Source organism: Streptomyces sp. NPDC005263, assembly GCF_042872365.1.
GTDB lineage: Bacteria > Actinomycetota > Actinomycetes > Streptomycetales > Streptomycetaceae > Streptomyces.
In genome coordinates this window covers 785169-810593 of the sequence record NZ_JBIAKJ010000002.1, presented here as the reverse complement: position 1 = coordinate 810593, position 25425 = coordinate 785169, and the positions used below count along the sequence as shown (strand labels likewise).

The window sequence follows — 25425 nt, the reverse complement described above, 5'->3', positions numbered from 1 at the left end:
GGTGCGGCCCGAGCGGTGAAGCTCGGGTGAGGGGGGCGGGGCCTGGCGGCTCCGCTCCCCTTACTCGTTCTTTACGATGCGGACATGAAGGAACTGTCGGCGCAGGCCCGGTGGGAGCACCTGACGCAGCGGCCGCTGCTGGCCTTCGCCGTGCTGTTCGCCGTGGCCTACGCCGTGCCGATCGTGGACACCTCGGCCGGGCGGTCCCTGACCATGGCCTGCACGGTGGTCGAGTGGGTGGTGTGGGGGGCGTTCGCGGCGGACTACCTGGTGCGGCTGGCGCTCACCCCGCGCCGGCGCGAGTTCGTCCGTACGCACTGGCTGGACCTGGGCGCGGTGGTGCTGCCGTTGCTCCAGCCGCTGCGGCTGCTGCGGCTCGTCTCGACGCTGATGCTGGTGGGGCGGCGGGCGCGGATGGCGTCGCAGATCCGGGTGACGACGTATGTCGCGGGAGCCGTCGTCGGGTTGCTGATGTTCGGGTCGCTGGCCGTGCTGTCGGTGGAACGCAATTCACCGAACGGGAACATCCGCACGCTGGGTGACGCCGTGTGGTGGTCCTTCACCACGATGACGACCGTCGGGTACGGCGACCACGCGCCGACCACGGGACTGGGCCGGATCATCGCCGTCGGGCTGATGCTGTCCGGGATCGCGCTGCTGGGTGTGGTGACCGCGAACATCGCCGCGTGGTTCATCGAGCGGTTCGAGAAGGACGACGTGGAGGAACAGCGCCAGACGGAGGCGATCCACGCCCTGACGGCCGAGGTACGGGCCCTGCGCGCCGAGGTCGCGGCGCTACGTCAGTCCCCGGTGAGACCTGACACCGCGTCGCCTGGAGCCCGGCAGAGCGGCGCCCCGCTTCTGACGGAACGGCGGACTGACGGCGGGTGAGCGGCGGCGTACGACATGAAGGCGGGCCCCCGGTCGTCCCACCGGGAGCCCTGCCCTCACCGCCCCTGGGTCATAACAGGCCTGTGCCGGGGGTGGCCACTCCGGCGAGCCAGATGACGGCCAGGAGCGTGTCAATGGCGCCCAGGACCACGGCTGTCAGGGCCGGCAATGAGTGCGTACCCGTCCAGGTACGTCCCATCGCGAGCCAACCGCAGACCAGCGCCACAGGGCCGAGGATGATCCCCAGCGCGAAGAAACCGGCGACGGCGCAGATGACTCCGATGATTCCGAGCGTCGCGCGATCCGGCCCGGTCCGTGACCTGATGCGGCCATGTGAGCGGGGGTACCTGCGCGTTCCTTGTCCGAAGCCCGCCATCGTCAACTCCCTGAACCTCTTGGTTGATTCGGGTCGTTCCGGGTTCCGGGACTCGAGTACCCACGCTGTGCTTCCCAATCCTCCGGTCTTGCGGCGCGCCGCCCCCCTCCGGCAGCGCGCCGCAGCACCGGTTCCCCCTCCTCGCCGTACGAACTCCCCGGATGTGCCTGGGGTACTTGCCGTCGGCGAGGGCTTGACCACTGTGACGTGTGGTGCGTATCGGGTGGGAGGAATCTTTAGCGTTGTCACCCTGATAGGGGAACTCCGCCTGTTCCTCCCCCGGTTCGCGTCCCCGGTTCGGCGGGACGGCGCCCCGCGTCAGATGTGCCCGACGCCCGCGCCCGCCTCCGCGTTCACGCCGCGCTTGGTCAGCAGCGCGACCAGGATGGCGACCGCCGCGACCCCGGCAGCGACCAGGGACGCCAGGCTCATGCCGGAGATGAAGGTGTCGTGCGCGACGTCGGCGATCTTCGCGGCGACGGCCTCCGGCGTGTTCGGGGCGATGGGTGCCACACCGACCTGGACCGCCTCCTTGGCCTGGTCCAACTGGGCCGGGGCGAGCGGCGGCAGGCCCGCGTCCTTCCAGTTGCCCGCGAGGTCGCTGTCGACCTTGGAGGCCATCACGGCGCCGAGGACGGCCGTACCGAGGCTGCCGCCGATCTGCATCGCGGCCTGCTGGAGACCACCGGCGACGCCGGACAGCTCCATCGGGGCGTTGCCGACGATGACCTCGGTGGCGCCGACCATGACGGGCGCGAGGCCGAGGCCCAGCAGGGCGAACCAGAGGGACATCACGGCGCTGCCGGTGCCCGTCTCCAGCGTGGACATGCCGTACATGGCGATGGCGGTGGCCGCCATGCCGCCGGCCAGCGGGACCCGCGGGCCCAGCTTGGTGATCATCGCGCCGGCCAGCGGGGAGCCGACGATCATCATCCCGGTGAGCGGGAGCAGATGGAGTCCGGCGTCGATGGGGCTCATGCCGTGCACGTTCTGCAGGTAGAACGTCACGAAGAACAGGCCGCCCATGAAGGCGATCGCCATCAGCACCATCAGCACGACACCCGCCGACAGCGGCACCGAGCGGAACAGCGCCAGCGGGATCAGCGGCTCCTTGACCTTCGTCTCCCAGAAGGCGAACAGGGCGAAGCCGACCACGGACACCGCGACGAAGGCCCAGGTCTTGCCGTCCCCCCAGCCCCAGGCCGGGGCCTTGATGAGGGCCCAGACGAGGCAGAACATCGCGCCGGACAGGAGCCCGATGCCGAGCAGGTCGAAGGAGCGGGGCGCGTTCTCCGCGCGGTGGTCGAGCAGGATCAGCACGCCGAGGACGACGGCGATGAGGCCGACCGGCACGTTGATGAAGAACACCGACTGCCAGTTGACGTGCTCGACCAGCACACCGCCGAGGATCGGGCCGCCGGCGGTGGAGGCGCCGATGACCATGCCCCAGATGCCGATGGCCATGTTGAGCTTCTCGGCCGGGAAGGTCGCCCGCAGCAGACCGAGCGCGGCCGGCATCAGCAGCGCGCCGAACAGGCCCTGCAGGACGCGGAAGGTGACGACCAGCGCGATGCTGCTGGACAGTCCGATGGCACCGGAGGCGGCCGCGAAGCCCACCACGCCGATCAGGAAGGTCTGCCGGTGGCCGAAACGGTCACCGAGCTTGCCCGCGGTGATCAGGGAGACCGCGAGGGCGAGGAAGTAGCCGTTGGTGATCCACTGGACGTCGGCGAAGCTCGCCTTGAGGTCGCTCTGGATGGCCGGGTTGGCGATGGCGACGATGGTGCCGTCGAGGGCCACCATCATGACCCCGACCGCGACGGTTATGAGGGTGAACCAGGGATGGCCACGCAACCCGGTGGCGGGGGCCCCGCCCGACGGGGACGTCGATGACTCGTCCCCCGGCCCCGTCTTGTCGATGGTGGTCTGACTAGTCATGCGTTCGAGATTAATGACAGCCACTGACAATTGACAAACTGATTCATAAGTCGGTAACTGTCAGGACACCCGCACATAGTCTGAACTGGGCAGACAGTTCGACGGACGCTGCGGCGGACGGTTGGAAGGAGAGGCTCATGGAGACGGCGTCACGGCCGGGCTTGCGCGAGCGCAAGAAGCAGCGCACCAGGGACGCGCTGATGCGGGCCGCCCTGGAGCTGTTCACGACCCGGGGGTACGACGGCACCACCGTCGACGACATCGCCGACGCCGTCGAGGTCTCGCAGCGCACCTTCTTCCGCTACTTCGCCGGCAAGGAGGAGGCCGCTCTCGCCCTGACCGAGATGACGGTGGCGCAGTTGATCGAGTCGGTGCGCGCGCGCCCGCCGCACGAGGCCCCGGTGGAGGCGCTGCGCCAGGCCGTCCTGGAGGGGTGGGACACCCTCAACGACATCGTGGCCGAGGTCGTCCCCGTCGAGCTCTACCTTCGGATGTACCGGGTGATCGAGTCGACTCCCGTCCTGCTCGCCGCCCACCTGCGCCGCTCCGACGAGGCCGAGGAGGAGATCGCGCGGGTGCTCGCCGCGCGGGAGGGCCTCGATGTCGAGGCGGATCCACGCCCGCGCCTCGCGGTGGCCGTGTTCAGCGGCGTGATGCGCGTCACGGGACGACAGTGGAGCACCGGCGAGGACTTCAGCCTGGAGGCGATCAGGGAACTGACGGTGCGTTACCTCGAACACGTGGGGCCGGCGCTGGCAGGAAACTGGCGGACAGGGTGACCTGTACCGATAACACCCCTTTTGCACAAACGTGATTCACGCCACTTGGTTAACGCGATACCGTCTCGTTCTCCTAGTGTGTCCTTTCAGTGACTTCCTTCGACACCTCCCCGCAACTGAACGTCTGGCGCGCACTGCTCGCGTTGGCCGTGGTGTTCGTGATGCTGGCGACCACCGGCTGGACCGCTCTGCGCACCCAGCGGGGCAGCACCGCCCTCCAGGCCTCACTCTCCGAGTGGGAGCACGGCCGCCTGCGCGGACACCCGCTGCCCGACCCGGACACCGCCCCCGGACGCCTCGCCCGCTTCTTCACCTCCCTGACCGCCCAGGAGCGCAGCACCCTCGCCGGCCGCTACCCGCTCGCGGTCGGCAACATGAACGGCGCGCCGGTCGAGCTGCGCTACCGCGCCAACCGGATCGCGCTCGGTCAGGCCCGCAAGGTCGAGCGCACACGCATGCACGACCCCCGGCTGACCCCGAACGGGCAGCAGGACGCCGGCCGGCGCATGCACCGCTACGAGTCGTTGATGACCCCCGACCGCCACATCCTGGCCTTCGACCCCGGCGGCTCGGGCCGGGTCGCCGAGGTGTTCGGAAACCTGACCAGGGCCGAGCGGGTCTCCGTCGTCGTCCCCGGCGTCGACACCGACCTGCTGACCTTCCAGCGCACCAACCGCCAGTACTCCGCGCCCGTCGGCATGGCCAAGGCCCTCTACAAGGCCGAGCGCACGGCGAGCCCGTCGGCGCGCACGGCGGTCATCGCCTGGGCCGACTACACCGCACCCGCCGGGCTCGGCATCGACTCCGCCACCGCGATGCGCGCGGCGGACGGGGCGGTCCGGCTGAACGCGCTGGTGCGAGGACTGCCCGGCAGCTCCCCCGTCTCCCTGTTCTGCCACAGCTACGGCTCGGTGGTGTGCGGTCTGGCCGCACGCACCCTGCCGGACCGGGTGGCCGACATCGCGGTGGCGGGCAGCCCCGGGATGCGCGTCGCGAACGCCTCCAACCTGCGCACCTCCGCACAGGTGTGGGCGATGCGGGACGCCGACGACTGGGTCCAGGACGTGCCGTACATGGAGGTCGGCGGGTTCGGTCACGGGGCCGACCCGATGTCCTCCGCGTTCGGCGCCCGGGTGCTGTCGGCACGTGGCGCCGACGGACACAGCGGGTACTTCGTGCCCGGCACGGAGAGCCTCGCGAACTTCGCCGAGATCGGCATTGGCGCGTACCGCACGGTGCACTGCGCGGGCGATACGGAAGCATGCCGCACGCATTTGTCCGGTACCACGACGGCCGGACGCGCGTAGCGGCGCAGGAATCGCGGTCTGCGCGGAGAGAGGACGGAAGAGCTCGTGCCGCATACGATGAGCCGCATGGGTGACGTACTGGCCGGATTTCATGCCGCCTGGGAGTTCGAGTCCGACTCCGTGCTCATCCGCTACGAACGGGGGATACGCACACCCAAGCTGTTCCAGGCGTTGGGGGAACGGCGGATCCCGCTGGCGGCGCTCGCCGGGGTGACGCTCACCCCCGGCAGACGCGGCACGGTCGTCCTGCGGGCCGAACCACGCCCCGGCGCCGACCCGTTGATGGAGGCGGCCGCGGGACAGCTCAAGGAGGGCTGCGATCCGTACCGGCTGGTGCTCCCGGTCCAGCGCGAGACACTCGCCGAGTACTACGCCGACGAGTTGCGGGCGCGGCTGACCGGAGCGGACGACGGGCCGACCGAGCGGTTCCTGGTGCCGGCGCCCGAGGCGCCGTTGCAGTTCAAGGCGTACGACGCGAAGGCGTCCTTCGACGGCCGGACCGTGCGTTTCCGCTGGTTCTGGACGGGCGCGTCGTCGGCCAAGTGGAAGGCCGGGGACCAGAGTTTCCCGGTCGCCGAGCTGACGGACGTCGAGTGGCGCTCCCCCGAGGTGTTCGAGGGGCACCTTCGGCTGCTGCGCGGTGAGGCCTCGCCGGCGCAGGCCGACCAGGACCCGGCGGCCGTCGTCTTCGGGCTCGGATACGGGCCGGTGCACGAGTCGTTGCCGTTCGCCGCGGCGGTGCTGGCGGCCGTGCGCAGCCGCTCGGCGGGGGTGGCGGTCCCGGCCGTGGCCGCGCCGCGCAAGGACCCCGCCGACATCGCCGAGCGGATTCGTCACCTCGGGGAACTGCACCAGGCGGGTCTGGTGACGGACGAGGAGTTCTCCGTGAAGAAGGCGGAACTGCTGGCGGAGCTTTAGGGCGTGTTGCGAAAGTCCCGCCTGCCGTTCGGACCACCCGGGCGCCCACGGCGCGGCTCCGCCCCCTTCAGGGGATGGCTACTCCCGGCCCGCGGAAGTGAACGACATGTCCGCGTAGCGGTTGCCCGCCACCTTGGCCGCGATCGGCTCGAGGAGCGCCAGCTCCTCCTCGGTGAGCCTGATGTCCACCGCCGTCACGTTCTCCTCGATCCGGCTGACCTTGCGGGTGCCCGGGATCGGGATCACCGGCAGGTCGTGCACCGCCGCCTGCTGCTGGACCCAGGCCAGGGCGATCTGGCCCAGGGAGGCGCCCCGGGCCTCGGCCACGGCGCGCAGCGGCTCCAGGAGGGCCTGGTTGGCGGCCGCGTTCTCACCGGTGAAGCGTGGCTGCTGGCGGCGGAAGTCGCCGGTGGTGAGGTCCTGGTCGGCGTTGCCGAAGGACCCCGTGAGGAAACCCCGGCCCAGCGGCGAGTACGGCACCAGGGCCACGCCCAGCTCCCGGGTGGCCGGCACGACCTGCGCCTCGATGTCCCGGCTGAACAGCGACCACTCCGACTGGACCGCGGCGATCGGGTGGACGGCGTGCGCGGTCCGCAGCTCCGCGGCCGTGACCTCGCTCAGGCCCAGGTGCTTGACCTTGCCCTCGCGCACCAGCTCCGCCATGACACCGACGGTCTCCTCGATGGGCACGTTCACATCGCGCCGGTGCATGTAGTAGAGGTCGATGACATCGACGTCCAGGCGCTGGAGGCTCGCCTCGACTGCCTCGCGGATGTAGGGCGCGTCGTTGCGGATGATGCGGCGGGTCGGGTCGTCCGGGGGGATCGCCAGGGCGAACTTGGTGGCTATCACGACCTCGTCGCGGTGCGCCTTGAAGAACGGGGAGAGGAATCGTTCGTTCTCGCCCGCGCCGTAGGCGTCCGCCGTGTCGTACAGGGTCACGCCGAGTTCCAGGGCCCGCTCCAGGGTGGCCCGGGCCTCCCCCGCGTCGGTGGGGCCGTACCCGAAACTCATGCCCATGCAGCCCAGGCCCTGCACGCCCACCTCGGGGCCGTCGTCGCCGAGCCGTGCCGCGGGGATCTTGCCGTTGGTCATCAGGACCTCTCCGACGCCAGGGCTCGCCCGGCGTCCGCGTAGAAACCGATCTTCCGGTCGAGGACCGCGAGCGTGTCCTGAAGTTCCGCGATCCGGGCGAGGACGTCCTCGCGGGTCGCCTTCAGCAGCTCGAAGCGGTCCCCATAGGTGTGGTCGCCCTCCCGCACCAGTTCCGCGTACCGCACCATGTCCGCCACCGGCATGCCGGTCAGGCGCAGCTTGCCGACGAGGTCGAGCCAGTCGAGGTCGCGGTTGCTGTAGCGGCGCTGACCGGTGTGCGAACGGTCGATGTGCGGCATCAGGCCGATCCGCTCGTACCAGCGCAGGGTGTGCGCGGTCAGGCCGGTGATCGCGACGACCTCGCTGATCGTGTAGCTGTCCTGGCCTGCCGGACGCCTGCGGGCATGTGGCGGAGCGGCGCAGCTGTCGGTCGTGGTACCCCTGGTTTCCATCACCGTCATGGCCTCAACGCTATGGCCTTGGAGTGCACTCGAAGCAAGCGGAACCGGTAAGAAATCGGCAGGACGCGACAGGGGCACGGTGACTAGCGTGCGGGGCATGAGTCTCGTACGTCGTGCCACGGTGGAGGACGCGGGGGAAGTGCTCCGCCTGCGTCAGGTGATGATCGATTCGATGTCCGGTCCGGATGCCGGGGACACCGAGTGGCACGCGGAGGGCCTGCCTGCCCTGCGCGCGCGACTGGCGGAGCCGGAGGGGGACTTCGCCGCCTTCGTCGTCGACCACCCGGAGCGGCCGGGGGCGCTGGCTGCGCTGGTCGCCGGGACGCTCGACTACCGGATCGGAAAGGCGGGCAACCCGCGCGGGGTCGGCGGGTACGTGTTCAGCGTCGCCACCGACCCGGACGCGCGCCGTCGCGGGTACGCGCGCGCGTGCATGGAGGAGCTGCTCGCCTGGTTCCGCGAGCGCGGCGCCGGGCAGGTGCTGCTGACCGCGTCCAAGGAGGCCGAGCCGTTGTACGCCGCCCTCGGCTTCGTGCGCAAGCCGGACCCCGCGATGGGCCTGCGGCTCTGAGCCGCCTAGGCTCGTCCGCATGTCCTTGCAGAGCCTCGCGTTGATCGAGAAGTGGCCGGTTCCCACCGCCGCGGCGGCCGTCGTACGTGCCGACGGGACGCTGCTGGGCTCCCACGGCCCGGCCGGGCACCGCTTCCCGCTGGCCTCGGTCACCAAGCCGCTCGCTGCCTACGCCGCCCTCGTCGCGTACGAGGAGGGTGCCGTCGAACTCGACGAGCCGGCCGGGCCGCCCGGGGCCACGGTGCGGCATCTGCTCGCGCACACCTCGGGGCTGGCCTTCGACGAGCACCGGGTGACGGCCCCGCCCGGGGAGCGACGGCTGTACTCCAACGCCGGGTTCGAGCAACTCGGGGAGCACCTCGCGAAGGCCACCGACATCCCCTTCGCCGAGTATCTGCGCCAGGCGGTGCTGGAGCCGCTCGGGATGACGTCCACGGCCCTGCAGGGCTCTCCCGCGAAGGACGGCGTGTCCACGGTGGACGACCTCGTACGGTTCGCGGCCGAGATCCAGGCCCCCCGCCTGCTCGACCCGCGCACCGTCGCCGAGGCGATGACCGTCCAGTACGCGGGCACGAAGGGTGTACTGCCGGGGTACGGACACCAGAACCCGAACGACTGGGGGCTCGGCTTCGAGATCCGCGACGGCAAGTCGCCGCACTGGACGGGAACCTCGTCCTCACCGCGCACCTTCGGGCACTTCGGCCAGTCGGGAACGTTCCTGTGGACCGACCCGGACGCGGGGGCGGCGTGCGTCGCGCTGACCGACCGCGCGTTCGGGCCGTGGGCGATCGAGGCGTGGCCTGCCTTTACGGACGCGGTGCTGGCGGAGATCCGGGACGGCTCCCGGAACTAGGACATCTCCCACACCAACAGCTCTGCGCCGCTGATCGCCACCGCCTCCAGATCCTTCGCGTCCGTGATCCGCGCCGCGTCGCCCGGGCCCAACTCCGCGCCGTCCAGGCTCACTTCGCCGTGCACGACATGCACGTACACATACGCCCCGTCCGGCACCGCCGTCCGCTCCCCCGCGCCCAGACGCCGTACGTGCAGCATCGCGCCCGCCTCCGGGACGGCGTAGGGCGTGGAGTCCGCGATGCCGTGGACGATCTCGTAGGCCGGGTCGCCGCCCGGCTTCAGCGGGGCCAGCCACATCTGGACGAAGGCCAGGGGAGCCGGCCCGTCGTTGCGTTCGACGTGCCGGACGCCGCCGGCGGAGCTGAGCCGCTGGACGTCGCCGGGACGCACGACCGTCTCATGGCCGGCCGAGTCCCGGTGGGTCAGCTCACCGCCGACCACCCAGGTGACGATCTCGGTGTGGCTGTGCGGGTGCTCGTCGAATCCGGCGCCGGGGGCGAGGCGCTCCTCGTTGCAGGCGATCAGCGCGCCGAAGCGGAGGTTGTCGGGGTCGTAGTGCGGGCCGAAGGAGAAGGCGTGCAGCGACTCGATGCCGGCCTCGGGGGCGCCGCCTCGGTAACGCTCCGTCGCGTGCCGTACGTCCATCACTGCACCACCTTGACATGCTCCCCGGGCCGAAGCCGGGATTCCGGCGGTACGAACCGGCCACACCGAGGGCCGCCGGGAACATCCGTTCGCCGCTTCACCGCCGCACACGGTGCGGTGAAGCGGGACCCGGTGGCCCTCCCCGGCACCCGGCGACGCATGCTCCCGTCCCGATAAGGCAGTCTTGTCCCCGTGCCCGAACCAGAGACCCGCCGCCCCGACGCCGCCGTGCCCGCCCACTCGCACCCCGCGACCCTGAAGCGGCTGGAGAAGTCGTCCGGCAGTCTCGCCGCGCAGGCCATCGCGCGCATGGACGAGACGCTGCCGTGGTATCGGGCGATGCCCCCGGAGAACCGTTCCTGGATCGGGCTGGTGGCCCAGGCCGGTATCGCCGCGTTCACCGAGTGGTTCCGGCACCCGGACGCGCCCCAGGCCATCTCCACCGATGTCTTCGGGACCGCGCCGCGCGAGCTGACCAGGGCCATCACCCTGCGCCAGACCGTCGAGATGGTACGCACCACCATCGAGGTCATGGAGTCCGCGATCGACGAGGTCGCGGCCCCGGGCGACGAGTCCGTGCTGCGTGAGGCGCTGCTGGTGTACGCCCGCGAGATCGCCTTCGCGACGGCCCAGGTGTACGCGCAGGCGGCCGAGGCACGTGGCGCCTGGGACGCGCGGCTCGAGTCGCTCGTGGTGAACGCCGTGCTGAGCGGCGAGGCCGACGAGGGCGCGGTGTCCCGGGCCGCCGCACTGGGCTGGAACTCGCCGGAGCACGTGTGCGTGGTGCTGGGCCCGGCGCCCGACGGTGACAGCGAACTGACCGTCGAGGCCATCCGGCGGGCCGCCCGGCACGCCAAGCTCCAGGTCCTCACCGGCGTGCTCGGCGCCCGGCTGGTGGTGATCGCGGGCGGCAGCGACAACCCCCTCGCCGTGGCCAAGTCGCTGATCGGGCCTTATGCGCCGGGACCGGTCGTGGCGGGGCCGGTGGTGTCCGATCTGCTCGCCGCGACCCGGTCCGCGCAGGCCGCCGCCGCCGGGCTCAGGGCGTGTTCCGCCTGGCAGGACGCCCCGCGGCCGGTTCTGGCGGACGATCTGCTCCCGGAACGCGCGATGGCCGGAGACCCGGGCGCGCGTGAGCAGTTGGTGGAGGAGATCTACAGACCACTGGAGGAGGCGGGGTCCGCGCTCCTGGAGACGCTCTCCGTCTATCTGGAACAGGCGAGCAGTCTCGAAGGTGCCGCTCGTATGCTCTTCGTTCATCCCAATACCGTGCGCTACCGGCTCCGACGTGTGACTGACGTCACCGGATGGTCACCCTCCGATGTACGGTCGGCGTTCACGTTGCGCATCGCACTGATCCTGGGGCGTCTCGCAGACGGTGATCCCCAGCTCTAGACTTTTGTCGGGGGCCCACAAAACCCCCTCGTGTTCTTCGTCCCTGTCCTCACGGGCGGTCGTGGCCGTCCACAAGAGAGAGTGTGAGAGTGCTCGTACTCGTCGCTCCCGGCCAAGGCGCCCAGACGCCCGGCTTCCTGACCCCCTGGCTCGAACTCCCCGGTGTCCGCGGCGCCCTCGAGGCGTGGTCCGAGGCCGTGCAGCTCGACCTGATCCGCTACGGCACCGAGGGTGACGCGGACGAGATCCGCGACACCGCGGTGGCACAGCCTCTGCTGGTCGCGGCCGGGCTGGCCTCCGCGTACATGCTCTTCGACGACCCCGCTGACCTGCCCCGCACGGCCGGTGCCGTCGCCGGGCACAGCGTCGGCGAACTGACCGCTGCCGCCCTCGCCGGGGTGCTCCCGGCCGAGGAGACCCTCCGTCTGGTCCGTGCCCGTGGCCTGGCCATGGCCGAGGCCGCCGCCGTGACCGACACCGGCATGTCCGCGCTGCTCGGCGGCGACCCCGAGGTGAGCGTCGCGCACCTGGAGCGGCTGGGCCTGACCCCGGCGAACGTCAACGGCGCCGGTCAGATCGTGGCCGCGGGCACGCTGGAGCAGCTCGCCGTGCTGAACGAGGACAAGCCCGAGGGCGTCCGCAAGGTGGTCCCGCTCAAGGTGGCCGGCGCCTTCCACACGCACCACATGGTTCCCGCCGTCGACGCGCTGGCGAAGGCCGCCGAGGCTCTGACGCCCGCCGACCCGACGGTCACGTACGTCTCGAACAAGGACGGGCAGGCCGTCGCCTCCGGCTCCGAGGTCGTGGCGCGGCTGGTCGGCCAGGTCGCCAACCCGGTCCGCTGGGACCTGTGCATGGAGACCTTCAAGGAACTCGGTGTGACCGCGCTGATCGAGATGTGCCCCGGCGGCACGCTGACCGGTCTCGCCAAGCGGGCGCTGCCGGGTGTGCAGACGCTGGCGCTCAAGACCCCCGACGACCTCGACGCCGCTCGCGCGCTCATCGCGGCGACTGCTGCACCTGCCGCTGACGCGGCGGGCGCCTGACAAGGAGCCTGGAGAGCATGGCGAAGATCAAGCCCAGCAAGGGCGCCCCGTACGCGCGCATCCTCGGAGTGGGCGGCTACCGCCCCGTCCGGGTCGTGCCGAACGAGGTGATCCTCGAGACGATCGACTCCTCCGACGAGTGGATCCGCTCGCGCTCCGGCATCGAGACGCGGCACTGGGCGAACGCCGAGGAGACCGTCGCCGCGATGTCGATCGAGGCGTCCGGCAAGGCGATCGCCGACGCCGGGATCTCCGCCGAGCAGATCGGCGGCGTGATCGTCTCGACCGTCTCGCACTTCAAGCAGACCCCGGCCGTCGCCACCGAGATCGCCGACCGGCTCGGCACCGACAAGGCCGCCGCCTTCGACATCTCGGCCGGCTGCGCGGGCTTCGGTTACGGCCTGACCCTCGCCAAGGGCATGGTCGTCGAGGGTTCCGCGGAGTACGTCCTCGTCATCGGCGTGGAGCGGCTCAGCGACCTCACCGACCTGGAGGACCGTGCCACGGCCTTCCTGTTCGGCGACGGCGCGGGCGCGGTCGTGGTCGGTCCCTCCGACGAACCGCACATCGGTCCGACCGTGTGGGGTTCCGAGGGCGACAAGTCCGAGACGATCAAGCAGACCATCCCCTGGAACGAGTTCCAGATCGGCGACGTCTCCACGCTCCCGCTGGACAGCAAGGGCAACGTCAAGTTCCCCGCGATCACGCAGGAGGGCCAGGCGGTCTTCCGCTGGGCCGTGTTCGAGATGGCGAAGGTCGCCCAGCAGGCGCTGGACGCGGCCGGGATCAGCCCGAGCGAACTGGACGTCTTCATTCCGCACCAGGCCAACGAGCGCATCATCGACTCGATGGTGAAGACTCTCAAGCTGCCGGCGCATGTCACGGTCGCCCGTGACGTGCGCACCACCGGCAACACCTCGGCCGCCTCGATTCCGCTCGCTATGGAGCGGCTTCTGGCGACCGGCGAGGCGAAGAGCGGCGACACCGCACTCGTCATCGGATTCGGGGCGGGTCTCGTCTACGCCGCCACTGTCGTTACCCTCCCCTAGGCACTGTGTGCCGGATCATCAGGTCCGGTACGGAGTCCGAACAGCCAACACCCTCTGGAAAACAACGAAGGAGCGCCCGACATGGCCGCCACTCAGGAAGAGATCGTCGCCGGTCTCGCCGACATCGTGAACGAGATCGCCGGCATCCCGGTTGAGGACGTCCAGCTGGACAAGTCCTTCACCGACGACCTGGACGTCGACTCGCTGTCCATGGTCGAGGTCGTCGTCGCCGCCGAGGAGCGCTTCGACGTCAAGATCCCCGACGAGGACGTCAAGAACCTCAAGACCGTCGGTGACGCGACCAACTACATCCTCACGCACCAGGCCTGATCCTCAGGCCGGTCGCCTGCCCCGCCACCCGGCGGTGGCGCCGTATGTCCCCGCCTCGTCGGGGGTAGTCCTCCCGATCCGTTGGAGAAAGAATTCCCGTGAGCCCGACCAATCGCACCGTGGTCGTCACCGGTATCGGCGCAACCACACCGCTGGGTGGCGACGCAGCTTCCACGTGGGAGGGGTTGGTCGCCGGCAAGTCCGGCGTCAAGCCCCTGGAGCAGGAGTGGGCCGCCGACCAGGCGGTCCGCATCGCCGCGCAGATCGCCGTCGAGCCGACCGAGGTCATCCCTCGGCCGCAGGCCCGCCGCCTGGACCGGTCGGCGCAGTTCGCGCTGATCGCGGCCAAGGAGGCATGGGCGGACGCCGGCTTCACCGGCAAGGCAGGTGAGGACGGGTCCGACGGGGCGGTCGACGCCGACCGGCTCGGCGCGGTCATCGCCTCCGGCATCGGTGGCGTGACGACCCTGCTCGACCAGTACGACGTGCTGAAGGAGAAGGGCGTCCGCCGCGTCTCCCCGCACACCGTCCCCATGCTGATGCCGAACAGCCCCTCGGCGAACGTGGGCCTGCTCGTGGGCGCCCGGGCGGGCGTGCACACGCCGGTCTCCGCCTGCGCGTCGGGCGCCGAGGCCATCGGCTACGCCGTCGAGATGATCCGCACCGGCCGTGCCGACGTCGTCGTCGCTGGCGGCACGGAGGCGGCGATCCACCCGCTGCCGATCGCCGCGTTCGGCAACATGATGGCGATGTCCAAGAACAACGACGACCCCGAGGGCGCCTCGCGTCCCTACGACACCGCCCGTGACGGCTTCGTCATGGGCGAGGGTGCCGGCGTGATCGTCCTGGAGTCCGCCGAGCACGCCGCCGCGCGCGGTGCCCGGGTGTACGCCGAGGCGGTCGGTCAGGGCATCTCCGCCGACGCCCACGACATCGTGCAGCCCGAGCCGGAGGGGCGTGGCATCTCGAAGGCCCTGCAGAACCTGCTGGAGCGCACCGACCTGGACCCGGCGGAGATCGTGCACGTCAACGCGCACGCGACCTCGACGCCTGCCGGTGACGTGGCCGAGCTGAAGGCGCTGCGCAAGGTGTTCGGCGACGACGCGGACCACATGGCGGTCTCCGCGACCAAGTCGATGACCGGTCACCTGCTGGGTGGCGCGGGCGGTGTGGAGTCGGTGGCGACGGTCCTCGCCCTGTACCACCGGGTGGCTCCGCCGACCATCAACGTGGAGAACCTCGACCCGGAGGCGGAGGCCAGCGCGGACATCGTCCGCGGTGAGGCTCGCAAGCTGCCGGTGGAGGGGCGTATCGCCGCGCTGAACGACTCGTTCGGGTTCGGCGGGCACAACGTGGTACTGGCGTTCCGTTCGGTGTAACAGTGCCGTGAACGGCGAATGGCCCGGTCTCCCAGGGGAGGTCGGGCCATTCGCCGTTCTGGTGTCTGTCGGATGCCGGGTGCGGGCCGTGGGGGGTGTTCGCGCAGTTCCCCGCGCCCCTGAGGTGGGTTCTCTGGACGTCTCTTTAGACGACCTGGTGGAGCCAGCGCACGGGGGCGCCCTCGCCTGCGTACCGGAACGGCTCCAACTCGTCGTCCCAGGGCTTGCCCAGCAGTTTGGCGATCTCCGCCTCCAGGTCCGTCTCGCCGTGCTGAGACCGTGTCAGCGCGGCGCGCAGGCGGTCCTCGGGGATCAGGATGTCTCCGTGGATGCCGGTGACGGCGTGGAAGATGCCGAGTTCGGGGGTGCAGCTGTAGCGCTCGCCCTCGGCGGTGGTGCAGGGCTCCGCGGTGACCTCGAAGCGCAGCAGGTGCCATCCTCTGAGCGCGGACGCCAGTTTGGAGGCCGTGCCGACCTCGGCCTGCCAGGAGAACTCCGAGCGCCAGGTGCCGGGCGCGGCGGGCTGCCGGATCCAGTCGAGGTTGACGCGTGTGCCGAGCACCCCGGCGACGGCCCACTCGACGTGCGGGCACAGCGCGCGCGGCGCGGAGTGCACGTACAGAACTCCACGTGTCGTCACCGGGACCTCCGGGCAGAGCGGGATCTTGCGAACTGGCGGACGGCAGTCAGTGGCGGGCAGCCACGTTGATGGCGAGGCTACCGTGCGGGGGCGCAAGGAGTGTGACGTACTGTCCGTCCCGATGCCCGGAAACGTCCGCCATTCACCCGGCAGGACGCTAGTACGGGTGCGAACCGTTGCGTGCCGCCCCTCGGGAACTCCCGCGCGTTGTTATGGACGGACGACGTTTTCCACCATTCCCGCCGTCCCCGCCGTCCCCGGCGACACGGCGACACGGCGACACGGCGACACGGCGGACAGCTGACAACGGGACACACGGCCACGGGACACACGACAACGGGACAGACGGCACAGCTACAGACACCACAGCGGCAGACGGCACGACGACCGACGGCACCGCACGCGACCACACTCTCCACCCCGACCACCGAGGAGACCAACCGGATGCGGAAGCAGGGCCATCGCTCGCGTGCCGTTCTCGCCGTGCTGGCGGCGACCGTTCTGGGCGTCACCGGCTGTGACGCCGTCGGCGGCAACACGCCGGGGCCGAGCGGCACCGGCGCGCACAAGGCGAAGCCGACGCCCGCCTGGGACAGCAGCCCGGCCTCGGTCGCGGCCGTGGGTGACTCCATCACCCGCGGTTTCGACGCGTGCGCGGTCCTGACGGACTGCCCGGAGGTGTCGTGGGCGACGGGCGGCAGCGCCAAGGTCGACAGTCTCGCCGTACGGCTGCTGGGGAGGGCGAAGGCGGCCGAGCGGAGCTGGAACTACGCGGTGACGGGGGCGCGGATGTCGGATCTGCCTGGTCAGATGGGGCAGGCGGCGGCCAGGAAGCCGGGGTTGGTGGCGGTGATGGTCGGGGCGAACGACGCCTGCCGGGCCAGCACCTCGGCGATGACACCGGTGGCGGAATTCCGCACCGACTTCAAGGACGCGATGAGGACCCTGCGCCGGGCGGCCCCCAGGACGCAGGTGTATGTGGCGAGTGTGCCGAACCTCAAGCGGCTGTGGTCCCAGGGGCGGACCAACCCGGTGGGCAAGCAGGTCTGGAAGCTGGGCATCTGCCCGTCGATGCTGGGCGACGCGGACGCGCTGGACGCCGCGGCGACCGAGCGGCGGGACACCGTGGAGCGGCGGGTCGAGGACTACAACACGGTCCTGGCGGAGGTCTGCGCCGAGGACCGCCACTGCCGTTTCGACGGGGGCGCGGTGCATGACTACCGCTTCGGCACCGGCCAGCTGAGCCAGTGGGACTGGTTCCACCCCAGTGTGAACGGACAGGCACGGCTGGCGGAGATCGCCTACCGGGCGGTCACCGGGAAGAAGGCGTGACCCGGTGTGGCCACACGGCCGTGACCTAAGGTTCCGCACATGAACGAACTCTTCGCCACACTTTCCGACGGCACTCCGGTCCATCGCTGGACCCTGGAGCGGGCGGGGGTCCGGGTACGCATCCTGTCGTACGGCGGGATCGTGCAGTCGGCGGAGGTCCCGGGGCGGGACGGGCACGCGGTGAACGTCGTACTGGGATTCGCGGACCTGGACGGCTATCTGACCCACCCGCAGCCGTACTTCGGCGCGCTGGTCGGACGGTACGCGAACCGGATCGCGGGCGGCCGTTTCACCCTGGACGGCCGGACGTACACGCTCCCGCTGAACGAGCCGCCCAACTCCCTGCACGGCGGCGAGAAGGGCTTCGACAAGCGGGCGTGGGACGGGCGGCCCGTCGAGCACGGTGTGCGTCTGAGCCGGGTCAGCGCGGACGGCGAGGAGGGCTTCCCGGGGCGCCTGGAGATCTCGGCCACGTACACCCTGACGGAGTCCGGGGCGCTGCGGATCGTCTACGAGGCGGTCACCGACGCGCCGACCGTCGTGAACCCCACCAACCACAGCTACTTCAACCTGGGCGGGTCCGGGAACGCGGGCGGGCACGAGCTGCGGATCGCCGCCTCCCGGTACACCCCCGTCGACGCGGACCTGATCCCGACCGGCGCCCTGGCGGAGGTGGCGGGCACCCGCTTCGACTTCCGCGAGTCTCGCAGGACGGGTGCCGGGTACGACCAGAACTTCGTGCTCGACAAGGGCGTGACGGCGGACCCCGTGGAGGTGGCCGAGTTGTACGACCCCGCGTCCGGGCGGGTGCTGTCCGTGGCGACCACCGAGCCGGGCCTCCAGCTGTACACGGCGGATCACCTGGGCGAGCCCTTCGCGCCTGGTGACGGCATCGCCCTGGAGACCCAGCACTTCGCCGACTCCCCCAACCGGCCGGAGTTCCCGAGCACGGTGCTGCGGCCGGGTGAGCCGTTCCGGTCGGAGACGGTGTACGGGTTCTCGGTGCGCTAGGAGCACTCTCCTGGGCACCCACTTACCGGTGGCCGTGGCCCCGGTGGACGTCGTGAGCCCCGGCCCAGGTGTCAGGTCCCGGGCCGGGGCTGCTCTTGGGGGAACTTGTCCCGGATCAGACGTTAATCGTCGCGGTGAGCCGGCGGTCCGTGATCGAGCGGCCCACCTGGATCTCGTACGAACCCTTCACAAACGACCACGCTCCCTCGTCCCAGATCTCGAAGGCGCGGCGCGGGAGCTGGACGGTGACCTCGGCGGTCTCGCCGGGGGTGGCCGTGACGCCCGCGAAGCCGGCCAGCCGGCGGGCGGGGCGGTCCGGGTCCGGCGTGGTGGGAGCCAAGTAGACCTGGACGACCTCGCGCCCCGCTCGCTCGCCGGAGTTGCGGACGCGGACCTTCACGGTGGTGCCGTGGACCTCGACGGACTCGTAGGTCCAGTCGGTGTAGCCGAGGCCGTGTCCGAAGGGGTACGCCGGTGTCCTGCCCGCCTTCTCCCAGGCGCTGTAGCCGATGAACACGCCCTCGCTGTAGGGGAGTTCGCCGCCCACCGGGACGACCTGGGTGACCGGGGCGTCGGCCAGGGCACCCCAGGTGGTGGGCAGCCGGCCGCCGGGCTCGAACGCGCCGGTGAGTACGTCGGCGAGGGCGGCGCCGCCCTCCTGGCCGGGGAACCAGCTCAGCAGGACCGCGGCGACCTCGTCCCGCCAGGGCATCTCGACCGGGGAGCCGGAGTTGACGACCACGACGGTGCGGGGGTTGGCGGCGGCGACGGCGTGCACGAGCTCGTCCTGGCGGCCGGGCAGGCGCAGGTCCTTGCGGTCGAAGCCCTCGGACTCGACGCGCTCGGTGGTGGCGACCACGACGACGGCCGTGTCGGCGGCCCGGGCGGCGGCCACCGCCTCCGCGATCAGCTCGTCGGGGTCACGCTGGGGGGCCTGGTGGGCGAGGGCGAAGACGAGGGACTTGAAGCCGGGGCCTTCGGGGAGGGCGACGATGTGGGTGAGGGAGACCTCGACCGGCTGCCCCGCGGTGAGTTCGGCCTGGGCCCGGGGCTGCGGGGCCCCGAAGAAGGTCTCGAAGGGGTCGGCGTCGTCGGCGGGGCGCTGGACGGCGTCGAAGTGGGTGGTGCCGTCCACGGTGAGGGTGAAGGTGCCGGTGCCCTTGATGCCGAAGGTGTGCGGGCCGCTCTCCCGCGGGGTGAAGGTGCCGGTCAGCTCCACGCTGTGGAGTGTGTCGTGGGTGACGCCCTCGGGGAGGTCCGTGCCCATCCAGGTGAGCGCGCCGGTGGGTGCGGCGCCGGTCCCGATGACGGTGCCCGCCTCGTCACGGCAGACGGCGCGCAGCTCGAACCCCTTGTCGGCGACGGCGAGTTCGGTGTTCGGGTCGGCGCCGACGGCGTAGCTGAGGCTGCCGTCGGTCAGGGCGGCAGTGAGCCCGTCGAGGGGGGAGACGGTCCGGTCCGGGAAGACCGTCGCGGAGCCCCCGCCGAGGACCCGGGCGTCGCGGGCGGCGGCGCCGATCAGCGCGACCGTGGTCCCGGGCCGCAGGGGCAGGGCCGCGTCCTCGTTGCGGGCGAGGACGAAGGCGCGCCGGGCGATCTCGCGGGCGAGTCCCTCGCTGTCCACGGCCTCGGGGAGGTCGGTGACGGCCGGGGCGACACCCTCCAGGAGGCCGACGCGGGCGGCGAGCCGCAGCACGTTGCGGACGGCCTCGTCGACCGTGGACTCCTCGACGCCGCCGTCCCGCACGGCTTGGGCGAGGGCCTCGCCGTAGACGGTGTCGGGGCCGGGCATGGCGAGGTCGAGGCCGCCCTCGATGCCGCCGACGGTGGATCGGGCGGCGGTCCAGTCGGAGACGTTGACGCCGTCGAAGCCCCATTCGCCGCGCAGGATCTCGTTGACGAGGTGGTGGTGCTCGGTCATCGTCGTGCCGTTGACCGAGTTGTAGGCGGTCATGATGCCCCAGGGGTGGGCGTTCTCGACGATCGCCTCGAAGGGGGCGAGGTACAGCTCGCGCAGGGCGCGTTCGCCGACCAGGTTGTTCACGGTGAAGCGGTCGGTCTCGGCGTCGTTGGCGACGAAGTGCTTGACGGTGGTGCCGACACCGCCGGACTGGACGCCCCGCACGTAGCCGGTGCCGATCTCCCCGGTCAGGAAGGGGTCCTCGCTGTACGCCTCGAAGTGGCGGCCGCCGAGCGGGGAGCGGTGCAGGTTGACCGTCGGGGCGAGGAGCACGTGGACGCCCTTGCGACGGGCCTCCTGGGCGAGCAGGGTGCCGGCCCGGCGGGCGAGGTCGGGGTCCCAGGTGGCGGCGAGCGCGGTCGGCGAGGGCAGCGCGACGGACGGGTCACCGGCGGTCCAGCGGACGCCGCGGACGCCGATCGGGCCGTCCGACATGACCAGGGACTCCAGGCCGATCTCCGGCACCGCGGGCAGGGACCACATGTCCTGACCGGCCAGGAGGCGGGTCTTGGTGTCCAGGTCGAGCTTGCCGAGGGCCGCCTCGACGGCTTCCTCGATGTCCGGGGATGTCGGGGTTCCCGTCATGGCGGCGCCTCCTGGTTGAAGTCCGTGCGGTTGCCCTCATCCTGCATCGGTTCCCTGTAGAGCGGTAGGTTTCGTTATGTATCCGTTACTTTCGACTGGATGCGGTGTCGTACGGTGACGGCATGAGCGTGAGAGTCAGGAGCGAGGAGCGGCGGGCCTCGATCGTCACGGCCGCACTGGAGGTGATCGCGGAGCGCGGTTACCGGGGGGCGAGCCTCGCTGCGGTGGCGGAACGGGTGGGGCTGACCCAGCAGGGGCTGCTGCACTACTTCCCGACGAAGGACGCCCTGCTCGTCGCCGTACTGGAGAAGCGGGACCGCTGGGACGCCATGCCGCCCAGGCCGCTGCGGCTGGACCTGCTGGCCTCGCTGGTCGAGTACAACGCGACGCGGCCCGGCATCGTCCAGACCTTCTCGGCGCTGCTCGGCGAGAGCGTGACGGAGGATCATCCGACGCGCGGCTACTTCACCGACCGGTACGCGCAGGTGCGGGCGAACATGACGCAGGTGCTGCGCGCCGAGTACGGCGACCGGCTGCCCAACGGGCTCACACCGGAGCGCACGGCCCCGCTTCTCGTCGCGGTGATGGACGGTCTGCAGTACCAGTGGCTGCTGGACCCGGACGCGGTGGACATGCCGGGGGCGTTCCGGGACTTCCTGCGGTTGCTCGGCGAGGAGTGAGGCGGCCTACGCGAACGGCCGCGTCACTGGCCCCGGACGGGCGGCGGCGCGAACCGCCGCCCTACTGACCCCAGACGACGGCCAGTGTCTTGCTCACCACGCACAGCGCGGCGAAGGCGACCGCCCACGGCCACGCCCCGGCGGCGAAGAGCGCGGCGACGCCCGCCCCGAACCAGGCCGTCTCGAAGAGGGCGCGGCCCGCACCGCGCGTCTTGAACCGGGCCTTCTGTGACCCGAACAGCGCCCACAGCGCGATCAGTACGGCCGGAGCGCCGAGGCCCGCCAGCCAGGTCACCGGGGACGGCGCGTCGAGCGTGAACCCCCAGTAGGCGACGGCCACGAGGGCGCCCAGCTCGATCAGGAAGAGAACGCCCAGGTTGGCCGGCTTCATGGGCGGCAGTATCACCCGGCTGCCGCGACCACGGCCAGCAGCGCGCTCCGCCATGGCGTGATCCACGTCCGCCGGGCGATACTGCGCCAGTCCCCCCACCGCGACGGAAGGACACAACCTCCGTGCATTCCATACGAGTTCGGGCCGGGGTTCTCGGTCTTGCCCTGATGGCCGGCCTCTCCGCCCCGACGACCGCGAGCGCCGTGGAGACCGCGCCCGCGGCGAGCGTCGAGGAGCAGCGGCTCGATGGGGCCGTGCCCCGGGAGATCCTCCGGCGTTCCGGGTTCGACGCCGCGGCACCGGCGCTCGCGCGTGGGCTGAGCGGCGCACGGTCGTACCCGCGGGCCCGGCAGATCGTCGAGCGCGAGGGGTCGGCGCTGTGGCGGCGGGCCGTGGACCGGGCGCAGGGGCGGGGCCCGACGGGCGGGGATCTCAGCCGGGACGACGACCGGCCGTTGTACTGGGCGCGGCTGGCGATGACCCGCGAAGTGCGCACCTGGGAGCCCGGGTTCGGCCTGTCCGACGCGCAACGGGACGCGCTGAGGGACGAGTTGGAGCGGACCTCGCGCGGGCAGACCACGGTGCGGCTGCCGGAGGGCGGGAAGAAGACCAAGCGGATCCTGGTCACCGGGTTCGATCCGTTCACCCTGGACCGGGACATCCGCATCTCCAACCCGTCGGGGGCCACCGCGCTAGCTCTCGACGGCACGGTGATCGAGACGGCGGACGGGCCCGCGCGGATCGAGACCGTGGTGTTCCCGGTGCGCTGGCAGGACTTCACGGACCAGACGGTGGAGCGGACGCTGCGGCCGTACCTGAGGAAGGTGGACCTCTTCACCACCGTGAGCCAGGGACGCGTGGGCCGTTTCGACGTGGAGCGGACCAACGGGGCCTGGCGGGGCGGCTTCGCGGACAACGACGGCATCGGCGTGACCGGGACCGTCCCGGTCACCGACCCGGCCTCGCAGCCGCAGTGGACGACGACGACCCTGCCGTACGCGAAGATCGTGGCCGCCGACACCGGACGGTTCCCGGTGTACGACAACACCGAGGTCACCGAGATCCCGGCGGGCGGCACCGGCCCCGTCGTACGGCCGGACGGGCCGACGCCCGGATCGGCCGCCCGGAAGGGCGGCGGCGGGGACTACCTGTCCAACGAGATCGCCTACCGGGCCACGCTGCTGCGGGACCGGCTCGGGCTCCACGACGTGCTGCCGGGCGGGCATGTGCACACGCCCGTGCTGGAGTTCGGGGCCGGGAACACCGATCCGGCGAGCGGAACGGTGACCGATCCGGGGTTCGTGCGCAACCGGCTGGACATCATCGCCCAGGTGCGGTCGATCCTGACGGTGGCGGCGGAAGCGGACTGACGTCGCCGTCGGCGTCCTCCTCGGCGTCGCCGGTCTCCTCGCCCAGCAGGTCGCGGGCCATCAGGGTGGCGCCCGCGACCGCGCCCGGCATCAGGAAGACCGCGACGAACGGCACCAGGAAGGCCACGGCCAGCGGGGTGCCGAAGCCCCACACCAGGGTCTTGCGGGCGCGCAGCAGGGCGAGGCGGTCGCGGAGCTCGACGCGGCGGCGCTGGAGGGCGACCGCGGTGAGCTCCTCGGTGAGGAAGAACCCGGTGACGAAGAAGCCGATCACCGGGACGACCGTCTGGCCGACGACCGGCACGAAGCCGCACGCGAACAGGAGGACGCCCCAGACGGCGGCGCGCAGCACGATACGGAGGCTGTCGCGGGCCGAGATCCACAGCTCGCGCCAGAGCGGCAGCCCGGACTCGGGCGCGGTGCCGTCCGGGGAGACGTCCCGGTCGACCTTCTCGGAGAGGTTCTCGTAGAAGGGCTGGCCCACGAGCAGCGTGACCGCGGTGAAGGTGACGACCGACAGGAGCAGGCCGAGGGCGAACAGGACGACGGTGAGCAAGCCGCGGAAGAGTCCGAGCCAGGGGCTCGACCAGTCGTCGGCGAACGGTGTCGCCCAGGCGACGAAGTCCTCGCCCCACAGGGCCAGCGCGACGAGTGCCCCCGCGTAGAGGACGAGGGTGATCAGGCCCGGGAGCAGACCGAAGCCGTACTGCCTGCCGTGGCCGGCCATCCAGCGTTGGCCCTTCAGAAGGTACTTGAATCCAGCCCCGAGATCGCGCATGGGAAAACCCTATCGGGGCCGGTGGTGCGGGCCGCACCCACGCCGTCGCCGGGCCACGCGTGTGACGCGGTTGAGTCGAACAGGCACGCCCCGCCGTACCGATCCCAGGAAGCCCTGGAGGAGGTACGCGTGCGCACGACAAGAAACGTTCCTGCGAGAACCGTTCCGACCGCCGGACGGCGGGGGCCCGAACGCCGGGGCCCAGGGGGACACGCGGGTGGCGTTTCAGGTGAGGAGAGCGAATGACGCAGGAGATCCACGGCACCGTCGCGGACGGCTTCGAGGCGGTACGTGAGGAGTTCGCTGCCTTCGTCGCGGGGGAACTCCCCGACTACGAGGGCCAGTTGTGCGCGTACGTCCACGGCCGCAAGGTCGTCGACCTGTGGGCCGGTGACGGTGTCGACGCGGGGTCGCTGTACGGGGTGTTCTCGTCGACGAAGGGGGCGGCTCACCTGGTGGTCGCGCTCCTGGTGCAGGACGGCACCCTCGAACTGGACCGCAGAGTCACCTACTACTGGCCGGAGTTCGCCGCCGAGGGCAAGGACACGCTGACCCTGCGGGACCTGCTGGCGCACCGGGCGGGCCTCGTCGGGCTGGACGCCGGGTTCACCGCCCAGGAGCTGGCGGACGACCGGGTGATGGCCGAACGCCTCGCGGACCAGCGGCCGTTCTGGAGACCGGGCACCGCCTTCGGCTACCACGCCCTGGTCATCGGCGCGCTCAGCGGTGAGGTGGTCCGCCGGGCCACCGGCCGCACCCTGCAGGAGGTGTACGAGGAGCGGGTCCGCGCCCCGCGCGCCCTGGACTTCTTCCTGGGGCTGCCCCAGGCGCTGGAGCCCCGCTACCGCCCGGTGCAGCCGATGACACCGACGGCGCCGCAGCAGGCCGTCCTGGACGCGGTGCCGAGAGGGCCGCACACGCTGGCCTCCATCGCGTTCAACAGCCACGCGCCCGAGTCCGGGACCCTGGAGGACTACGCCAACTCCCGTGCGGTACGCGCGAAGGGCCCGGCGTCCGCGGGCGGGGTCGGCGCGGCGCGCGGGCTCGCCGGGATGTACGCGGCGGCGATCAGCGAGGTGGACGGGCGGGCACCGCTCCTGAAGCCGGACACCGTCGCCGAGGTCGGGCAGATCCACTCGGTCGGGTACGACCTGGTGACGCGGGGGCACAGGTCCTACGGCCTCGGCTTCCAGGCGATGGCGGACGCCTGGTACCCGTTCCTGGGCGCCGGGGCGTTCGGGCACAGCGGCGCGGCCGGCACGCAGGCCTTCGCGGATCCGCGCAGCGGACTGGCGTACGGCTACACACGCCGCCGGATGGCCTTCCCGGGCGGGGCGGCACCGGAGAACGAACGGCTGGTCAGGGCGACCCACACGGCAGCCCTGGCCAACTGACCGCGAACCGGGCGAGGGGCGGCCGTGACGCCGCCCCCACCCGTTCGTTGGTACGACGGAGGCCGCACCCCTGGACGTGGGGTGCGGCCTCCGTTCGCAGGGTGTCCCTAGGGGGTGTCCGCAAAGTCCCGCCTGCCCTGCGACGCCCGGCACGCACTCTCGCCGCACCGGGCGAACACCCGAGTACGACCAGTACGCGGGCGTCCGCCCGGCACGCCGAGAGCACGCACCGGACGCCGCAGGGCCCGC

Annotated in this window: 25 protein-coding genes; 16 read left to right on the top strand and 9 right to left on the bottom strand. The window is 71.4% G+C overall.

From position 1 onward, the window contains the following. Window positions 1-84: 84 nt before the first annotated feature. Window positions 85-891 (top strand): ion channel, encoded by an 807-nt coding sequence (locus ACFYRY_RS10915; protein WP_389142402.1) that lies wholly within the window; start codon window positions 85-87, stop codon window positions 889-891. 70 nt (window positions 892-961) lie between these two features. Here ACFYRY_RS10915 and ACFYRY_RS10910 read toward each other — a convergent pair whose 3' ends face one another. Further along, a complete protein-coding gene (locus ACFYRY_RS10910; protein WP_389142400.1) occupies window positions 962-1267 on the bottom strand; it encodes a small hydrophobic protein in 306 nt (101 codons plus the stop codon). A gap of 318 nt (window positions 1268-1585) precedes the next feature. Continuing rightward, window positions 1586-3205: an MFS transporter gene (locus tag ACFYRY_RS10905; RefSeq protein WP_389142398.1), complete on the bottom strand. Its 1620-nt coding sequence runs from the start codon at window positions 3203-3205 to the stop codon at window positions 1586-1588. Window positions 3206-3342: 137 nt separating this feature from the next. Here ACFYRY_RS10905 and ACFYRY_RS10900 point away from each other — a divergent pair, with 137 nt between their 5' ends. The 3 genes from ACFYRY_RS10900 to ACFYRY_RS10890 all read left to right on the top strand — a co-directional run bounded on the left by ACFYRY_RS10900 (window position 3343) and on the right by ACFYRY_RS10890 (window position 6209). After that, window positions 3343-3984, top strand: coding sequence for a TetR family transcriptional regulator (locus ACFYRY_RS10900; RefSeq protein ID WP_389142396.1), 642 nt, complete (start codon window positions 3343-3345; stop codon window positions 3982-3984). 89 nt (window positions 3985-4073) lie between these two features. Further along, window positions 4074-5291, top strand: coding sequence for an alpha/beta hydrolase (locus ACFYRY_RS10895; protein ID WP_389142394.1), 1218 nt, complete (start codon window positions 4074-4076; stop codon window positions 5289-5291). Window positions 5292-5357: 66 nt separating this feature from the next. Next, the gene (locus ACFYRY_RS10890; RefSeq protein ID WP_389142392.1) at window positions 5358-6209 is read left to right on the top strand and encodes a DUF4429 domain-containing protein; all 852 of its coding nucleotides are present in this window, start codon (window positions 5358-5360) and stop codon (window positions 6207-6209) included. A 78-nt stretch (window positions 6210-6287) separates the two neighbouring features. Here ACFYRY_RS10890 and ACFYRY_RS10885 read toward each other — a convergent pair whose 3' ends face one another. After that, entirely contained in the window at window positions 6288-7304 is a 1017-nt protein-coding gene (locus ACFYRY_RS10885) for an aldo/keto reductase (RefSeq protein WP_389142390.1), read from the bottom strand. Further along, window positions 7304-7765 carry a MerR family transcriptional regulator gene (locus ACFYRY_RS10880; RefSeq protein ID WP_389142388.1) on the bottom strand — a complete coding sequence of 154 codons (462 nt, stop codon included), beginning with the start codon at window positions 7763-7765 and terminating at the stop codon, window positions 7304-7306. The genes ACFYRY_RS10885 and ACFYRY_RS10880 overlap by 1 nt, the downstream gene beginning before the upstream one ends. 97 nt (window positions 7766-7862) lie before the next feature. Here ACFYRY_RS10880 and ACFYRY_RS10875 point away from each other — a divergent pair, with 97 nt between their 5' ends. Both ACFYRY_RS10875 and ACFYRY_RS10870 read left to right on the top strand, forming a co-directional pair. Beyond that, window positions 7863-8336, top strand: coding sequence for a GNAT family N-acetyltransferase (locus ACFYRY_RS10875; protein ID WP_389142386.1), 474 nt, complete (start codon window positions 7863-7865; stop codon window positions 8334-8336). A gap of 19 nt (window positions 8337-8355) precedes the next feature. Further along, on the top strand, window positions 8356-9189 hold the full coding sequence (locus tag ACFYRY_RS10870; RefSeq protein WP_389142384.1) for a serine hydrolase domain-containing protein: 834 nt from the start codon (window positions 8356-8358) through the stop codon (window positions 9187-9189). Here the strand turns inward: ACFYRY_RS10870 and ACFYRY_RS10865 are convergent. Then, window positions 9186-9836, bottom strand: coding sequence for a pirin family protein (locus ACFYRY_RS10865; RefSeq protein WP_389142382.1), 651 nt, complete (start codon window positions 9834-9836; stop codon window positions 9186-9188). The two genes, ACFYRY_RS10870 and ACFYRY_RS10865, sit on opposite strands and share 4 nt — an antisense overlap. A 192-nt stretch (window positions 9837-10028) precedes the next feature. Between ACFYRY_RS10865 and fasR the strand changes: the two genes are divergently transcribed. The 5 genes from fasR (at window position 10029) to fabF (ending at window position 15035) form a co-directional block, all read left to right on the top strand. Then, window positions 10029-11231 carry a fatty acid biosynthesis transcriptional regulator FasR gene (gene fasR / locus ACFYRY_RS10860; RefSeq protein WP_389142380.1) on the top strand — a complete coding sequence of 401 codons (1203 nt, stop codon included), beginning with the start codon at window positions 10029-10031 and terminating at the stop codon, window positions 11229-11231. Window positions 11232-11320: 89 nt separating this feature from the next. After that, complete coding sequence (locus ACFYRY_RS10855) at window positions 11321-12277, top strand: ACP S-malonyltransferase (RefSeq protein ID WP_389142378.1); 957 nt, start codon at window positions 11321-11323, stop codon at window positions 12275-12277. Window positions 12278-12294: 17 nt separating this feature from the next. Beyond that, window positions 12295-13326 carry a ketoacyl-ACP synthase III gene (locus ACFYRY_RS10850; protein ID WP_389142376.1) on the top strand — a complete coding sequence of 344 codons (1032 nt, stop codon included), beginning with the start codon at window positions 12295-12297 and terminating at the stop codon, window positions 13324-13326. 81 nt (window positions 13327-13407) lie between these two features. Beyond that, complete coding sequence (locus ACFYRY_RS10845) at window positions 13408-13656, top strand: acyl carrier protein (RefSeq protein ID WP_030678203.1); 249 nt, start codon at window positions 13408-13410, stop codon at window positions 13654-13656. A gap of 98 nt (window positions 13657-13754) precedes the next feature. Beyond that, a complete protein-coding gene (fabF, locus tag ACFYRY_RS10840) occupies window positions 13755-15035 on the top strand; it encodes a beta-ketoacyl-ACP synthase II (protein ID WP_389142374.1) in 1281 nt (426 codons plus the stop codon). A 145-nt stretch (window positions 15036-15180) separates the two neighbouring features. On the opposite strand, the gene ACFYRY_RS10835 is transcribed toward fabF, so the two are convergent. After that, window positions 15181-15675 carry a DUF3145 domain-containing protein gene (locus tag ACFYRY_RS10835; RefSeq protein WP_389142372.1) on the bottom strand — a complete coding sequence of 165 codons (495 nt, stop codon included), beginning with the start codon at window positions 15673-15675 and terminating at the stop codon, window positions 15181-15183. Window positions 15676-16119: 444 nt separating this feature from the next. On the opposite strand from ACFYRY_RS10835, the gene ACFYRY_RS10830 reads away from it, so the two are divergent. Then, window positions 16120-17007 (top strand): SGNH/GDSL hydrolase family protein, encoded by an 888-nt coding sequence (locus tag ACFYRY_RS10830; protein WP_389142370.1) that lies wholly within the window; start codon window positions 16120-16122, stop codon window positions 17005-17007. A gap of 39 nt (window positions 17008-17046) precedes the next feature. Further along, window positions 17047-18018: an aldose epimerase family protein gene (locus ACFYRY_RS10825; RefSeq protein ID WP_389142368.1), complete on the top strand. Its 972-nt coding sequence runs from the start codon at window positions 17047-17049 to the stop codon at window positions 18016-18018. A 115-nt stretch (window positions 18019-18133) separates the two neighbouring features. Here ACFYRY_RS10825 and ACFYRY_RS10820 read toward each other — a convergent pair whose 3' ends face one another. After that, the gene (locus ACFYRY_RS10820; RefSeq protein ID WP_389142366.1) at window positions 18134-20563 is read right to left on the bottom strand and encodes a glycoside hydrolase family 3 protein; all 2430 of its coding nucleotides are present in this window, start codon (window positions 20561-20563) and stop codon (window positions 18134-18136) included. 104 nt (window positions 20564-20667) lie between these two features. On the opposite strand from ACFYRY_RS10820, the gene ACFYRY_RS10815 reads away from it, so the two are divergent. Beyond that, window positions 20668-21243, top strand: coding sequence for a TetR/AcrR family transcriptional regulator (locus tag ACFYRY_RS10815; protein WP_389142364.1), 576 nt, complete (start codon window positions 20668-20670; stop codon window positions 21241-21243). A gap of 61 nt (window positions 21244-21304) precedes the next feature. On the opposite strand, the gene ACFYRY_RS10810 is transcribed toward ACFYRY_RS10815, so the two are convergent. Continuing rightward, on the bottom strand, window positions 21305-21634 hold the full coding sequence (locus ACFYRY_RS10810) for a YrdB family protein (protein ID WP_389142362.1): 330 nt from the start codon (window positions 21632-21634) through the stop codon (window positions 21305-21307). Between the two features lie 122 nt (window positions 21635-21756). Here ACFYRY_RS10810 and ACFYRY_RS10805 point away from each other — a divergent pair, with 122 nt between their 5' ends. Continuing rightward, on the top strand, window positions 21757-23004 hold the full coding sequence (locus ACFYRY_RS10805; RefSeq protein WP_389142360.1) for a pyroglutamyl peptidase: 1248 nt from the start codon (window positions 21757-21759) through the stop codon (window positions 23002-23004). On the opposite strand, the gene ACFYRY_RS10800 is transcribed toward ACFYRY_RS10805, so the two are convergent. Then, window positions 22955-23782: an EI24 domain-containing protein gene (locus ACFYRY_RS10800; protein WP_389142358.1), complete on the bottom strand. Its 828-nt coding sequence runs from the start codon at window positions 23780-23782 to the stop codon at window positions 22955-22957. The genes ACFYRY_RS10805 and ACFYRY_RS10800 overlap by 50 nt on opposite strands. Window positions 23783-24024: 242 nt before the next feature. Here ACFYRY_RS10800 and ACFYRY_RS10795 point away from each other — a divergent pair, with 242 nt between their 5' ends. Beyond that, window positions 24025-25176: a serine hydrolase domain-containing protein gene (locus ACFYRY_RS10795; RefSeq protein ID WP_389142356.1), complete on the top strand. Its 1152-nt coding sequence runs from the start codon at window positions 24025-24027 to the stop codon at window positions 25174-25176. The last annotated feature ends 249 nt before the right edge of the window (window positions 25177-25425 follow it).